The sequence below is a fragment of the Paenibacillus sp. FSL R7-0026 genome (assembly GCF_038004485.1).
Classification (GTDB): domain Bacteria; phylum Bacillota; class Bacilli; order Paenibacillales; family Paenibacillaceae; genus Paenibacillus; species Paenibacillus xylanexedens_A.
The window spans coordinates 5,608,167-5,620,630 of record NZ_JBBORG010000001.1 but is presented as its reverse complement, the minus strand read 5'-3'; the positions used below and the strand labels follow the sequence as shown (position 1 = coordinate 5,620,630).

Annotated in this window: 11 protein-coding genes and 1 pseudogene; 7 read left to right on the top strand and 5 right to left on the bottom strand. The window is 47.3% G+C overall.

The genetic code is table 11. The features are described 5' to 3' along the window. The first annotated feature begins 9 nt into the window (after window positions 1-9). A complete protein-coding gene (locus tag MKY44_RS24690) occupies window positions 10-1,032 on the top strand; it encodes a hypothetical protein (RefSeq protein WP_341008987.1) in 1,023 nt (340 codons plus the stop codon). A gap of 81 nt (window positions 1,033-1,113) precedes the next feature. On the opposite strand, the gene MKY44_RS24685 is transcribed toward MKY44_RS24690, so the two are convergent. Next, window positions 1,114-2,688: an FAD-dependent monooxygenase gene (locus tag MKY44_RS24685; protein WP_341008986.1), complete on the bottom strand. Its 1,575-nt coding sequence runs from the start codon at window positions 2,686-2,688 to the stop codon at window positions 1,114-1,116. A gap of 412 nt (window positions 2,689-3,100) precedes the next feature. On the opposite strand from MKY44_RS24685, the gene MKY44_RS24680 reads away from it, so the two are divergent. Beyond that, window positions 3,101-3,817: a MarR family transcriptional regulator gene (locus MKY44_RS24680; RefSeq protein ID WP_341008985.1), complete on the top strand. Its 717-nt coding sequence runs from the start codon at window positions 3,101-3,103 to the stop codon at window positions 3,815-3,817. Between the two features lie 283 nt (window positions 3,818-4,100). Then, a complete protein-coding gene (locus tag MKY44_RS24675; protein WP_036606805.1) occupies window positions 4,101-4,292 on the top strand; it encodes an aspartyl-phosphate phosphatase Spo0E family protein in 192 nt (63 codons plus the stop codon). Window positions 4,293-4,337: 45 nt separating this feature from the next. Here the strand turns inward: MKY44_RS24675 and MKY44_RS24670 are convergent, their stop codons facing one another. From MKY44_RS24670 to MKY44_RS24660, 3 genes are all read right to left on the bottom strand, one after another. Then, a complete protein-coding gene (locus MKY44_RS24670) occupies window positions 4,338-5,216 on the bottom strand; it encodes a carbohydrate ABC transporter permease (RefSeq protein WP_017692164.1) in 879 nt (292 codons plus the stop codon). Between the two features lie 64 nt (window positions 5,217-5,280). Beyond that, window positions 5,281-6,201, bottom strand: a complete 921-nt coding sequence (locus MKY44_RS24665; protein WP_145325936.1) for an ABC transporter permease — start codon at window positions 6,199-6,201, stop codon at window positions 5,281-5,283. 305 nt (window positions 6,202-6,506) lie between these two features. Then, window positions 6,507-6,785 carry a hypothetical protein gene (locus MKY44_RS24660; RefSeq protein WP_341008983.1) on the bottom strand — a complete coding sequence of 93 codons (279 nt, stop codon included), beginning with the start codon at window positions 6,783-6,785 and terminating at the stop codon, window positions 6,507-6,509. 162 nt (window positions 6,786-6,947) lie between these two features. Here MKY44_RS24660 and MKY44_RS24655 point away from each other — a divergent pair, with 162 nt between their 5' ends. The 4 genes and pseudogenes from MKY44_RS24655 to MKY44_RS24645 all read left to right on the top strand — a co-directional run bounded on the left by MKY44_RS24655 (window position 6,948) and on the right by MKY44_RS24645 (window position 12,048). Next, the gene (locus MKY44_RS24655) at window positions 6,948-8,708 is read left to right on the top strand and encodes a sensor histidine kinase (protein ID WP_341008982.1); all 1,761 of its coding nucleotides are present in this window, start codon (window positions 6,948-6,950) and stop codon (window positions 8,706-8,708) included. After that, window positions 8,683-8,970, top strand: a pseudogene (locus MKY44_RS31565) (response regulator); the annotation flags it as partial. The gene MKY44_RS24655 and the pseudogene MKY44_RS31565, both read left to right, overlap by 26 nt. 447 nt (window positions 8,971-9,417) lie before the next feature. Continuing rightward, a complete protein-coding gene (locus MKY44_RS31560; protein WP_445670699.1) occupies window positions 9,418-10,275 on the top strand; it encodes a helix-turn-helix transcriptional regulator in 858 nt (285 codons plus the stop codon). Window positions 10,276-10,395: 120 nt separating this feature from the next. Then, window positions 10,396-12,048: an extracellular solute-binding protein gene (locus MKY44_RS24645; protein ID WP_341008979.1), complete on the top strand. Its 1,653-nt coding sequence runs from the start codon at window positions 10,396-10,398 to the stop codon at window positions 12,046-12,048. 122 nt (window positions 12,049-12,170) lie between these two features. Here the strand turns inward: MKY44_RS24645 and MKY44_RS24640 are convergent, their stop codons facing one another. Continuing rightward, window positions 12,171-12,413: a DUF7662 domain-containing protein gene (locus MKY44_RS24640; protein WP_047841627.1), complete on the bottom strand. Its 243-nt coding sequence runs from the start codon at window positions 12,411-12,413 to the stop codon at window positions 12,171-12,173. Window positions 12,414-12,464 lie beyond the last annotated feature (51 nt).

Here is a 12,464-nt window from a genome sequence, read left to right as displayed (position 1 = left end):
GAGTGAAGGATGATGGCGACAAAAGTAGTATTGCAGGACTGGATTCAATCCCCGCAAGCTGTGAGTTTTGCTGATGAATATAGATCATGGAGCGGTGTGAGCGCATATACAGATGCGTTGTATCGCATTTTATTACATAAACAGTGGACGGTTTTCCCACACCACATGATTGCAGGTATGACAGCAAGTGCATTCCGATTAGTGGTGGATCGGCGTCTGAGGTCAGAATCAATTTCGACATACAACTGGATGGCAGAGAACTTTGTCGCAGCAGACTTCATTGGTGTGACAACGGGACAACATGGTGGATTTTCATTTGAACCGACTTTTCCGCTCTATCAGAAGCAGGCTCTGCTGGATATCAAAGCTTCCATTGAACGGGACGTAGGTGCGATTCTCTGGCACGATCAATTTGTCATTGTTACTGGATATGATGATGCGGAACGGGTGTTATTCATCTGTAAAAGTAAAGGTAATGAGATCATTCGTCTGCCCTATGATTCGTTTGGGAGGAACAGTACACCTTACTGGTATTATCAGGTTCTGGAAGCCTGTGCACCTATCGATTTGTGGGAAGTCTGCAAGGAATCGTTAATCCAGGCCGTGTACAAATGGGAAACCCATGACTATATGCTACCGCCCCAAGATTATGCCTGTGGGGCGGCTGCGTATGCCGCTATTGCTGCTGCTTTGCAGTCAGGAAGATATGACGCTGAACAAGCGGCAACTGTACTTTGCTATTATGCCAAATCAAGATTGGATATTGCCTCTTATGTTGCAGGACTTAAGCATCTGTCCATTCAAATGGACCAGGTCATAAACGAGTATGAGCTACTCGCAAACCTGTACACAATGATCATTGAGGAAATAGACAACTCCATCTCTTGGGATTCGAGAGAACCGGAATGTGTGCAAAGGGTAATTGAGCTTATATGGAAGGCAGGGGCTACGGAACAACGTGCCATTGATGCCATTAAACGTGCCTTTCCAGAGACGATAGGCAATCGTTTTAAGGATGTTGGATTAAGATAAATATAATAAGTAGTTATCTGATGTGATACCGCAGGCCGAAGTTCCATTTGATGCTAGAAGCACAGTTTCAATATTTCTCACTTAAGTTGGCGGGGTAACCATGCTGACCGCATTCTCAAATTCCGCCTGCCAGTCGCCCTTGATGATGCTGCCGATGTAACCATCGGGTCGAATCAGTACCAGCGTGTCGCTGTGAATGCCATAGATTTCGGTCAGTTTTTTGGTGGTATCGTTGATAACATTCTGTTCGGCTTCATTGCCGGTACTAACGATGTATCTGTGCAATTCGACACCGCTGGTTGGCCAGATCAACTCTGGGAGAATATGAGCAGTATTGGCTCCAAAGGCAAGCAATGTGAATTGTGGTCCACGAAGGATCTCAAATAGTCGTCTTACACCACCTGGGCCGATGCATGGAGCATCAGGTGCTCGATCTCCGACCTGAAGTGACTTAGTCGCTGATGCATGCTCAGAGCTAAGTGGACCACCATGATACGATAGTGCGAGCTGTCGTTCTTCGTCACCGCGTTTGAGACTGGCGAGACGTTTATTATCGAGCTTGGCGTACAACTCGCTGGATTTTCCAAGAACGCGTGCGGCAACAGGTTGACGTTCAGCTTCATAGGTGTCAAGCAGGCGATCGGGTGCGCCAGCAATGACCTGACCTATCTTCCAGCCGAGGTTGTAAGCGTCCTGTACACCGGTATTGAGTCCTTGCGCACCGGCTGGGGTATGGACGTGAGCCGCGTCGCCTGCAAGGAAGACACGACCTGACCGATAATGCTCAGCAAGTCGCACGTTGGGACGGAATACGGAACTCCAAGTAATGTCGTAGAGTCGTAAACCAGTGAGCTTGTAGAACTGAGCGGCAAGTACAGCCTCGTCCAGATCTGGGTTCTCGTCTGCTCCCAACCTGATCATGACCTGGAACTGGGCGGAGTGAGGCAATGGGCAAGCTCCTACAAATTTACCTTTTGTGCGGGGCCACATATGCCAACGATTGCGAGACAAGCCATCGATTGTACCATCAATGATAAGCATACGATCTGATTCGTTGGTCTCTCCGACAAATCGAATACCTGTACCTTTACGAACGGTGCTAGAACCCCCGTCTGCCCCCACCAGATATCTGCTGCGAATCTTTTCCCCTGAAGAGAGCGTCACCGTCACCCCATCGGCATCCTGTTCAAAAGAATCTACCGCGTTGTTAAATTCAATATTCAGCCCCTGACGTTCGAGTAGGCGGTGCAGGATGGCATCCGTGCGGTGTTGAGCCAGCAGAAGAATATTCGGATAGGGCACATCTGGTGTGGTTTTATTTCGCTGCTGCATGCGCCATGGCACAGTGATCGGGCCTAGATGGATACCTGCGAGCGGGTAAGAACTTCCCTCTGTGTGAGCATCACTCAGCACGCCTAGATCTTCAAAAACCTCCTGGGTTCGCGGCTGTATTCCCTTGGCACGAGAACCCTTAAAGGCGTGAGGAGCCTTGTCGACCAGCCGGACACGAAGGCCGTGGCGCAAAAGATCTGCTGTTAATGTAGAGCCCGTCGGGCCGGCACCTGCAACCAATACGTCGATATCGTAATCTCCCCTCGATCGACACATACCCGTTTGTTCCTTCTCTTGCGATGGCTTGAATCGTATATCTGTCATTTGTAATGTTCCTCTCTGAATTATATAAATTGAACTAAAAATTATTTACACAGGCACTACGATGACAGAACAACCTTCCAATCGCTGTTATCCCCAGATTTTTTCGATTCCCTCTCTCAAGGGGAAATCCGGTGATAAAGGCGAACGCTTCGCTTTTTCAGGTTCTTTCTGTCCTCTTCGTTATCGTGTAAATGATTAGTTCAACTTATATGGCTATAAAATAAAGGTCTGTTTCTCATCACTAACGGACTATGAAGATCACAACTTATTGTTTCTAAGAAACAATAAGTTTCCTTGCAACAATAGTAGTTTAAATTCTATTCTTTTGTCAACATTGTTTCCTAGGAAACTTTAATTGTGGACCTGTCCTTGATATACTGAGATGAAGTTCATTAGTGTTGGAGGAAAAAGGATGATCAAGCCATCAAACAATAACAATAAAGAGCACTTGATCAATGAAGTGCTGGAAGCTGTGAAAGACATACAGATTAAATTCCAAGCGGAAGATGACGAAGAGAAGGAATGGCTGCTTAAGAACAGCCCTAATCCGGAAGTTCGGGAGTTAGTCGAAGAAATGACGGTTACCATGCTGCATGTGCTGGATGCAATTGGAACACTTGAGCCTGTAAATGGCATAACCATTTCAAAGCAATTCGGCTTTTCCAAAGGTACGGTTTCCAAAATCACCAAAAGGCTGGTACAGAAAAATATCATCTTGCCTGAATATCTGCCGGATAATAAAAAAGAAGTATTGTTTCGCATGACAGAACTGGGTCAAGACATCTATCGTTTGCATCAAGCCATGCATCAACAAATTGATCTTGGCGCGAATCGTTTTTTGCAGCGATATACCGAAGATGAATTGCAGTTCTTAGTGCATGCTCTCCGTGACACCGCGCATACCTCCTGGTTTCATTCGGAAAAAGACGATCCATCCATGGTTACTAGTGAAGGGGGCTCATATTCCGATGAAGCTTCAAACGATAATGATAATGAGAATACGGAAGCAGTGACCATTAACGAGGAAATGAATGAAATTATGGGGATGCTTCATACGCTGAATTCCCGTGATCTGAAGAAGGCCAAGGCCGTTCTTGAGGATGTTTTTTTTACAAAATATGAGGATTAGCGTAGAGGTAAGCTGTTGAGTCTGCTTATATTCATCTCGGCATGTGAAGTTGTTTTGGAAAAAAATAAACGCTATAAAACCGGACAGGCCGCAGCCGATCCGGTTTATTTGTATTGAACATATATGCACATCAACTTATGTGATCCACGCTAATCATAACTTTTACAAGAAAAAATAACCAAAATTTTAATTTTGGGGTAATCCAAATCCCCTCTTGTTCCGAATATTATATTAGATGGTCTTTTTTGGATGATGATATTCAAGGACAACAGGGGGCGGGAGTATGGTACATAATCCGGAAACCATTCAGGAATGTATCGAACATGCACGGCAAAGGCTCTACCAGATTGCAGCTCAATACCCGGAACTATGGCATCCGGAGGTTATTCGCCAATCCATGGTGCTGGATGAGTTAATTAATGAATATAACAACGCAACTCGCGGGAGAACGATCTCAAATCAACTGAAATCATGATCTTTCTGAACAAAGAATTCCAAGAGGGGATTCCGTGTGTTTGCCTTACTCTTTTACCGCCCCGAGCACAATCCCCTTTACGAAGAAACGCTGCAAGAACGGATATACGAGCAGGATTGGCAGAGCCCCAATAAAGATCTGAGCTGCGTTAACCGTACGCTGAGACATGTTCTGAAGCTGCGTTGCATCCACGTTCATATTAGAGAAATCCTGCTGAACAATTATGGTCTGCATTAACGTGGCTAGTGGATATTTGGAAGCATCATTCATATAGATCAGCCCGTCGAACCAGGAATTCCACTGACCTACCATGGTGAATAAAGAGATCGTGGCAATGGCGGGCATGGATACAGGCAGATAGATTTTGAATAACGTCGTAATATGGTTGGCTCCATCGATAAATGCGGCTTCTTCCAGCTCTTTTGGCACGTTGCGGAAAAAGTTCATCATGAGAATCAGGTTCCAGACAGCCACCGCTCCCGGCAAAATGAGAGCCCACATCGTATTAATCAGTCCAAGCTTCTGGATCAAAATATAAGACGGAATTAATCCCCCGCTAAACAGCATCGTGAAGATGAAAAACCACGCATATAATGAACGTCCTTTAAAGTGCAGGCTCTCCTTGGATAACGGATAAGCCGTCAGGAAAACAAGTGTCATACTGAGCAGTGTGCCAAGAACGGTACGTTGAACTGAAATCCAAAGCGCGCTGAGAAAGTTACTATTACCAAATGTTTTGGTATAGGCGTCCACCGTAAAATCAATCGGCCAAAGGGTCACCAGATTGGCGGATGCTGCCGCTTTACCACTGAAGGAAACGGCCAGAATATGGACCAGCGGCAGGATGCACAGAATTGAGACGGCCGCGATGAATATCAGGTTGAAACCATTGAATATACGGTACCCGGTTGTTTTGTGATACACCTTGATTCCTCCTTAGCATATCTTGCTTATTGAAAGTCGCTGCTGGATGTATGCAAAATGCCCCTTAAAAAATACGGTAATTAGCGATTTTGTACGCCATCCGGTACGCAGAGATGACCAGGAACATCGCGACAAATGATTTGAATAGTCCAACGGCAGTCGCAAAGCTCATTTTGCCATTCAGAATCCCCATCCGGTAGACAAAGGTATCGATAATATCGCCTTTTTCATATACCAGCGGATTGTACAGGTTAAAGATCTGGTCAAAGCCTGCATTCAGGATATTGCCCAGCGATAACGTACCTACCACGATAATCATCGGCACGAGTGCAGGCAGGGTAATATGTAATGTCTGTCTGAGACGTGTTGCCCCGTCCACCTCCGAAGCTTCATACAATGCTGGGTTAATGCCCGCAAGTGCTGCCAGAAATACAATTGTCCCGAATCCAAACTCCTTCCACACATCACTGACAACCACCGTTACACGGAACCAGTCGCCATCTCCCAGAAAGAAGATCGGTTCAACGCCAGCCGCGGCTAACACCTGGTTTACCAGCCCACCTTCCGGTGATAACATATCGAGCAGAATACCGCCCAATACAACCCAGGACAGGAAATGGGGCAGATACACCAAGGTCTGTGAGAAACGTTTGAACGTAGAGTTCCGAACCTCGTTTAGCAAAATGGCGAACACCACGGGGGCTAGAAGTCCGGCCACAATTTTCATTGAAGCGATCAGTACCGTATTCCAGATGACCTGAACGCTGTCGGGATATTCGAACATGAACCGGAAGTTGTCCCAGCCGACCCATTTGGAGCCAGTGAACCCCAGCCACGGTTTGAAGTCTTGAAAAGCAATAATAATGCCGCCCATGGGCACATAGGCGAACAGCAAAGTGAGCAGTACAGCAGGCAGCAGCATCAGATGCAGCGGCCACGTGCGTTTGAAATTCCAGCGGGTACGTTTGCGTGGATGGGGTTTCATTTTTCGCACCGACGTATTGGTTGTTAACGGTTGTTCCATAGCCATCAGGGTCCCTCCTTTATCTCGTCCAGTCCCGACAACATGAGGCGAGTTAGCCTCTGCACAGAGTGGAGCAACTGAATTATAGCAACGGAAAAGGGCGGACTATAGAACAACATTTCAATGCGGATGTTGAAATATTAACTTGTTGATGGAAACAGCAAAAAGGAGCATCCGACTCGAAAGTCCAATGCCCCTGTCTTCAGGTTAGCTCCTGCCATATGCTGTCTGCGTCCAATATGCCCTTCGTGCTGAACGTACCTATATCATTTCACAATGGAGCCATCATACTGCGTATCAACGGTACGGACCGCTGACTGCACCTCAGACACAAGACGTTCCCGTTCTTCATAGTGGGGTGCTTCCTCTTCCTCAAAATCAAACTGAATCGCTCGAACGCTGCCATGATATAAAGTTAATTCATGAAGCTGTAACTCAAACAGGAACGAAGCATCAAATGTCATCCCATCCCGATCCCGATAACAATACATCGTGGAGATATCTTCCTCTTCAATGTGCAAAATACCTTGTTCTGTCAGTTGCATCACAGAGCCCCCTCACGAAATGTTGATTTCACTCCCAGTATAAGGGGATTTCAGATCGCAGGAAAGACGGAGAACATAAAATCATATAGAAATGTAAGGGTTTTCAATATAAAATAGGACTTCGGTGTAGAACGACTTCAAATTCAGGGACAGGGTGAAAAGATGAAATTCACAGTATTTGCGAAGACGGTCATTCTCTTAATCTGCCTGCTCGTACCCATTCTGCTGCTCTATACATACGCGAATCAGGCAAATGTGGACATGGTGGTAGAGGAGAAACAGCAGTCGAGTCTAAACCAGTTCAATTATTTCAGTTCCCAGGTGGACAAAAATATCGAGCAGCTCTCGCTGTATGGCCTGACGTTGCTGCGAGATCCGAGTATCCTGCATTACCGTTACATGACGGATTCAACCAGCCAATATGAGAAGAACAGCATCTATCTGGATATTCTCGACAAATTATCGTTGTACCAGTCCACCAGCCGCTGGAAGAACGATATTACCATTGTCCTGCCGCAAGCAGAACTTGTGTTATCCACCATGTCCAGCCGGACGGTTTACGATGAGAAGATGTTGACGTTCCCGCAACCAGGTCAATGGCAGCTGGAGCAGGGGAGTTTCACCTACTTTTTCACGGATAACTACGAGTGGAATGAAAAACCGGTAAACACAGGCGTGCGAACGGTGATGGAGATTAATTTTGACCCGATGAACGTGGTTGCCATGTTGGATGATTTCAAAGAGACACAGGGAGGAGATCCCTTCTTGCTGGTACCAGGTAACGATCCGTTGCTGAACCGTACGGCGGACCCCGAACTCGTCGAAGCGATTATCCATGATATGCCTTTTAACGGGCCGGAGAGGGAAGGCAATCATCAATTGGAGGTGGGCGGTAAACAATATCTGGTCAGTTACGTGCACTCCAAACAACTGCAAGCGGTATACGTGAACCCGGTGGTATTGGATGATTTGTTAACCCCGATGGACAAGAGCCGGAATATGTTTATTACCTCCATTCTTTTACTGCTGGTGCTGAGTATCGGGGCTGCACTGCTTTTGTATCGAAAAGTTCAGGTGCCAATCCATCGCTTGATGAGAGGGCTGCAACAGATTCGCAAAGGGCAGCTGTCCACACGGATTCCGGTCGATCACTCCCGTGATGAATTCGCGTACCTGACCCAGAGCTTCAACCATATGGCGGAGCAGATTCAGGAACTAATCGAGAAGGTATACGAGGAACGTATCCGTTCACGGGAAGCCACATTGAAACATCTGCAATCACAGATCAATCCGCATTTCCTGTACAACTGCCTGTTTTATATCAAAAATATGACCCAGCTTGGCAACCGTGAAGCGGTTATTGCCATGTCGCTAAGTCTGGGAGACTACTATCGCTACATTACGCGGGGCGAGAATGACATGACGACAGTAGAAGAAGAGATACGGCTGCTGGACCATTATCTGTCCATTCAACAGATGCGGACCAACCGGCTGACCTACGAGATTGACGTACCGCAGCAACTGATGCAGCTCCACATTCCGCGGCTGCTCATTCAGCCCATCGTAGAGAATGCGGTGATCCATGGCATTGAACCGATGGAAGGCAGTGGGCATGTCGTCGTAACGGGGATGGCGGTACCCGAACATATTGAGGGACGAAAATATACAAGATACAGCCTGTTTGTAGACAATGACGGGGTCACACTGACAACGGAAGAGATTGCGGAATTGGAACGGGAGATCAATGAACCGATGGGCGAGGAGATTGGAACAGGCACGTGGAATGTGCATCAGCGTCTCGTTACGCGATATGGGCTGTCGTCCGGGCTTCATTTTGGAGCGATTCCTTATGGTGGACTTAGTGTAGAAATTCGATGGTTTGAGGAGGAACAACCGTATGATGAATCTGATGGTCGTGGATGATGAACATTCGGCAGTCGAGTCGATCGCTGTCTCGATACCGTGGAGAGAACACGGGATTGGTCAGGTATTCAAAGCCTATTCAGTCAAAGAGGCCCTGGAACATATGGCATCACATCAGGTCCATATTATTATCACGGATATCCGCATGCCGGGTCTGTCCGGTCTGGATCTGGTCAGTCACATCCGGCAAAAGTGGGAACAGACCAAATGTATTATTTTATCGGGGCATGCTTCCTTCGATTATGCGAAGCAGGCGCTCAAACACGGGACAGTCAGTTATCTGCTCAAGCCGGTTCGGGATGAAGAACTGATCGAATCCGTGCAGCAGGCCGCCGTGCAGATTCGCCTGGAGGGTGAGAAACAATTGCTGCATCAGCGGGCCATGTATTCCGTGAGGGAACATCTGCCCGAGAAGAGGGCGGAGCTAATGAAGGATGTACTGTTAGGGCATAAATTTGCGGATGCTGAACTCGAAGGCAAGTTGGAGCAACTGGAGATCGGGTTCCGTCCACAGGATAAAATGCAACTGCTGCTCATCCGGTATGATGACCATCAACCTACACATAAAGCGTTTCGACTGATGAAGTATGCCATCTCAAATGTGGTGGAAGAGATCTACGGCAGTACCTACCATCTCTGTCACACGGATGACGCCTACGATGATCTGGTCTTCATGGCCAGTCCCAAACAAAGCCAAGCCGAACCGGAAATGCTAATGGGCCGACTTGGAGAGCGATTGATTCACAGTGTGAGGCAGTATCTGAACGCGACCATTTCCCTATCCGTTAGTCGTATGGGGCGTTTCCCAGATCAGGTGCCCCAGCTATATCATCAAGCCGTCAGTGCGCTTCGCAAGCAGGCTGAGGCTGGCAAAGGATTACATCTGAATGCGGCGGCGGGAACCAATGGGGCCACGTTGAAGTCTCTTGCAGCACTGTATGAACCGCCGGGTCTGACGACGTTACTGGAAGCCGGGCGCATGGAGGATGCACACCATAAGATTGATCAGATCTTTGCCGAACTGTCGAACAGTGTGTTCCCGGAGCATGTGTATGTGGCTTTTCATTATTTGGCGGCGGCATTCTCCTATATGGCTCATCGGGAAGGAAGACAGTTAGCTGAAGTGCTTGGGGAGCAGTACCAGCAGTTGCTCAAGGATGGTTATGGCATCTCGCTGCGTAGTCTGGAAACGTGGACTCGGTCTGTAATGCAGCAGTGGGCAGAGAGTGCGAACGATACGGGACAGGATGCGGGATCAACGCTGATCAGGCAGGTGCAGCAATGGATTGACCATCATCTGGGCGAGGATTTATCGTTGCAGGTCATTGCCGGAGAGGTGCATCTGCACCCGGTATATCTGTCGAAAATGTACAAACAATCCACAGGTGAAGGCATTAGTGATTATATTATCCGTTCCAGAATGGAACGTGCGGTTCATTTGCTGAAGCATACGGCGATGAAGATCTATGAAGTCGGTCAGGAAGTGGGGTACAATAACACGCCTTATTTCATTCAGGTGTTCCGCAAACATTATGGACTGACCCCGCAGGATTTTCGGAACGGTTAACAAATCAATATGAACATTGAAATTGTGATATATGTTTGCCTCCCCGGCTGCACTATCCTTTTCATGTAAGGTGCATTTGGCACATAAGGGTATCCAAGTTACCTGAGGAGGGGTTAGTTCATGTATAGAAAAATGATGACGGCATTGCTCGCAATCACGATGGTTGCTGTAACGGCATGTAGTTCAGGGGCCAAGGAAGAACCGGCGAAGGAAGCCGCTACACCACTTGCTCTGCAAGACGGGAAGTATGAACCGGCGGTACAGATGAGTTATTTGCGGGCCTGGAATGATGATACGAAATTTAAGAACGGGGAAACGGCCCAGAACAATGTGCATACCAAATGGGCCAAGGAACGACTTGGCATCGATCTGACCACACCGTGGGCTGTATCGGTGACCAATGATGCATTTTACACGAAATTACGCTTGTCCCTGTCCGCTAACGAAGAACTGCCGGATATCGTCTCCATTCGGGGGGATTACAATCTGGTACGGGAATTAATTGAGTCCGGCAAGTTTGCGAATGCAGGCGAGCTGTTTGACAAATACGCTTCGGACACATGGAAACAGGCATCTGAATCGGCGCCGGAGGAATGGTATCCGTACATGTATGAGGGCGAGCGTTATGGCATTCCAATCTTCGATTATGCCTACAACGGCGATTCGGTCATGTTTATCCGGGAAGACTGGCTGAAGAAGCTGGGACTGGAAGAACCAAAAACCATGGATGAGCTGGTTACGGTCATGGATGCTTTTACGAATCAAGACCCGGATGGGAACGGCAAAAAAGATACGTATGGTCTGACCGTGGGTATGAAAAATGCGCTCAATACCTGGATGACGGAATCCGGCTGGATCTTCGGCATGTACAACACGATGCCTGGACAGTGGAATGATGACGGAGACGGAACACTGCAATATGGCTCCATTCAGCCAGGTGTGAAGGAAGGTCTCGCGACGATGAAAGATTGGTTGTCCAAAGGCTATCTGCCCAAAGAAGCGGGTGTGTATGACGAGATCAAAGCAGCAGAATTGTTCACCGCAGGCAAAGCTGGCATTATCGTGGGACCACACTGGATGCCGAACTGGCCAATTGATGATGTGAAGAAAAATGTGGATGGTGCCACGTACAAGGCCATTGCTTTACCTACTGGACCAACAGGCGAGAGCCACCAACATGGATCTGGTGCGAGTAACGGGGTAGTGCTGATTAACAAAGACATGGTGAACCCGGAGATTTTCTTCACGTATCAAAATTATCTGTTCGACAACTTTGCCAATCCAGAAGTGGGCAGCGAATTTGAACATGGCTTCGCGCAAGGATATGACTATGATATTGTGGACGGTAAAGTCGTTGGTGAAGCTGAAGTGAAGGACGGCGTATCACCACTCAAATATACAATTACGTATGACGGTGCACGGATTCCGAATCTCATGATGGATACGCTGGCGGAACTTGCGAAGGGTAAGGAGCCGGAGACTCCTTTTGAGAAAAATACGGAAATTGCCAACAAACCGGAAGTGTTTGTAGCCGCTGAAGTCGTCGTTGCGAATAAAGATAACGCGATCAAGAGCAAGTTCACGGGAGCACCGACCGAGACGATGAAAATGAAACAGGATGCGATCGACAAGCTGGAGAAGGATACGTTCAGCAAGATCATCTATGGTCAGGTGGGCATTGAGGAATTTGATGCGTTTGTGACAAAGTGGAAATCCATGGGTGGGGATGATATCACTGCCGAAGTGAACGAGTGGTATAAGACAGTTAATTAATTTACAAAGCAGGGGAGAACTGATGAATTCATCAGTCTACCCTGCTTTTTTGTCTCGAATAACATTTATAGAAAAATAGAGTCTTAGGAGTTATAGCAACCAATCTATATCGGACAGATCGATTATGACTCGCAACGGACAAAGGTAACGTTTTTTCCTAGAATCACATTCTCAACCTTCCATCCTGCATTTAACCAGGATAGTGCCTGTGTATGATTATTAGAATTATTCACCCACCATTGTTCGCGATTATACGCAGTAGGGGGTAACGTAAATCCGAGAATCTCCTCAAGCTCTGCGTATGTAAGGGTGATTGAAACTTGATTCAAATAGTTTTCCAAGGGGAAGTATTTGCTGTAGCTCATTTAGTCGGACCTCCTGAAAAGGAATACAATGATTATACAACGTGGGGATGA

What these genes read in the sequence shown, in the direction of transcription:
- MKY44_RS24690 (WP_341008987.1), top strand. Translation starts at nt 10, where the DNA reads ATGATGGCGACAAAAGTAGTATTGCAGGACTGGATTCAATCCCCGCAA.
- MKY44_RS24685 (WP_341008986.1), bottom strand. Translation starts at nt 2,688, where the DNA reads ATGACAGATATACGATTCAAGCCATCGCAAGAGAAGGAACAAACGGGT.
- MKY44_RS24680 (WP_341008985.1), top strand. Translation starts at nt 3,101, where the DNA reads ATGATCAAGCCATCAAACAATAACAATAAAGAGCACTTGATCAATGAA.
- MKY44_RS24675 (WP_036606805.1), top strand. Translation starts at nt 4,101, where the DNA reads ATGGTACATAATCCGGAAACCATTCAGGAATGTATCGAACATGCACGG.
- MKY44_RS24665 (WP_145325936.1), bottom strand. Translation starts at nt 6,201, where the DNA reads ATGAAACCCCATCCACGCAAACGTACCCGCTGGAATTTCAAACGCACG.
- MKY44_RS24660 (WP_341008983.1), bottom strand. Translation starts at nt 6,785, where the DNA reads ATGCAACTGACAGAACAAGGTATTTTGCACATTGAAGAGGAAGATATC.
- MKY44_RS24655 (WP_341008982.1), top strand. Translation starts at nt 6,948, where the DNA reads ATGAAATTCACAGTATTTGCGAAGACGGTCATTCTCTTAATCTGCCTG.
- MKY44_RS31560 (WP_445670699.1), top strand. Translation starts at nt 9,418, where the DNA reads ATGCTAATGGGCCGACTTGGAGAGCGATTGATTCACAGTGTGAGGCAG.
- MKY44_RS24645 (WP_341008979.1), top strand. Translation starts at nt 10,396, where the DNA reads ATGTATAGAAAAATGATGACGGCATTGCTCGCAATCACGATGGTTGCT.
- MKY44_RS24640 (WP_047841627.1), bottom strand. Translation starts at nt 12,413, where the DNA reads ATGAGCTACAGCAAATACTTCCCCTTGGAAAACTATTTGAATCAAGTT.